4 protein-coding genes are annotated in these 1,423 nt (G+C 34.6%); all 4 read right to left on the minus strand.

What is annotated here, in order from left to right; genetic code table 11:
* The coding region (locus Q5Y73_RS24515; RefSeq protein WP_305994549.1) for an ATP-binding protein at positions 1-272 on the minus strand (272 nt) is incomplete at its 3' end.
* A gap of 2 nt (positions 273-274) precedes the next feature.
* Positions 275-526, minus strand: coding sequence for an AbrB/MazE/SpoVT family DNA-binding domain-containing protein (locus tag Q5Y73_RS24520; protein ID WP_305994550.1), 252 nt, complete (start codon positions 524-526; stop codon positions 275-277).
* Positions 527-595: 69 nt separating this feature from the next.
* Positions 596-961, minus strand: a complete 366-nt coding sequence (locus Q5Y73_RS24525; protein WP_305994551.1) for a hypothetical protein — start codon at positions 959-961, stop codon at positions 596-598.
* A gap of 15 nt (positions 962-976) precedes the next feature.
* Positions 977-1,423: ORF6C domain-containing protein (locus Q5Y73_RS24530; RefSeq protein ID WP_305994552.1), on the minus strand; the 447-nt coding region annotated here is incomplete at its 5' end.

Below are 1,423 nucleotides of genomic sequence, written 5' to 3' on the forward strand. Positions count from 1 at the left end.
ACGGTTATTCCATCCACCATCATAATTCCTTCAACTTCATGCTCTATCCCATTGATTACTTTGTTATTTTCATCTAAAGTTTTAATCGCGAATTTACTTTGATTCATAGAGTTCTTATCGAACATCAACCATGTGAAGGCATCAAACAGGCTTGTTTTCCCTGCTTCATTGTCTCCATATACTGAGGTGTCACCTTGACTCTCTAATGAAAAGTCTCTAACCCCTTTAAAGTTTCTTAGTTTTAAACTTAGCAATTGAATGTTTTTTGGCACGATTAAGCACCTGCCTTTTCTACTACATTGGCAGCACATTTACCGCAAACTTTTTTGTCATGCAAAATTAATTTAATATCTAAATCACCACAAAATTCACAACCTGGTTCATATTTTTTAAGTACAATTGAATTTCCAGTTGTATAAACTTCAAGTGGATCTTTCTCAGCAATACCAAGTGTTCTCCTTAACTCCATAGGGATTACAACTCTTCCTAATTCATCTATTTTCCTTACCATTCCAGTTGCTTTCATATTTAAACACCCTTTCAAATTTTAAAAATTAATGATATAATGACCTCGAAAAATTATTTTTTGTAGGTTCTAAGCGATGCTGTTGGCGCAGCTCGCTTTTTCTTTGCTGTTTTCTAAGTTCTGATAAATATAAACTTGAACTCTTCCGTCAGTGATTCTTTTTACCTCTTCAGTAAACTCCCTTATAAACTTCTGTTCTGCTTCAACTCCGCAAATCATATCTATTAGGCTGCATAATTCCAAAAAGCTAAATTGTGCATGTTCATATACAAAACTCATACTTTGCCATCCAGTGCCAAGCATCCAAAATTCTCTATTATTTTCTATTTCCATCAGTAAAATTTTTGGTTCAGCAGGATAAGTTTCAATGTATTCATCAATTTGTGTTTCGAGCTGGATTGTGATCTTTTCCAGCACATTTGATACAATTTCCAAATCCATCACCTCCCTTCATGCTATCTCTCCTTTCTCTTCATCTCTCTTTTTAGGAACCCAAGCATTGATATAGTTAATTGCATCTTTCATATCTTTTCTTAATACATCACGATAACTCGGTACTCCCCAACGATCTTTTATGTCTCTATACAGCTCTCTAAATAATTTACTTCGCCTTTCTCGATCCTTAGTAAAGCTGTAAACTCTCACACACACTTTCCTTTGAACTACCCTTTGCTCACCTTGAGTAAGTGTTATCTGCTTGTCCACTTTTTGGTCAACCTTGTCAATCTTCTGCTCAAGTTGCGGTACTTTAATCATCATTTCTCCTGCTTGTTGTACTGCTATAGCTAAAGCTTCATGACCTGTAAGTGTTGGAATTTTGTTTTGAAGATTTTCTTTCATTCGCTTAAACTCTTCAATAAACTTTACTTTCATTTTCATTGCTTCAACTGTTGTGTA

The sequence above is a fragment of the Chengkuizengella axinellae genome (genome assembly GCF_030730905.1).
GTDB lineage: Bacteria > Bacillota > Bacilli > Paenibacillales > KCTC-33759 > Chengkuizengella > Chengkuizengella axinellae.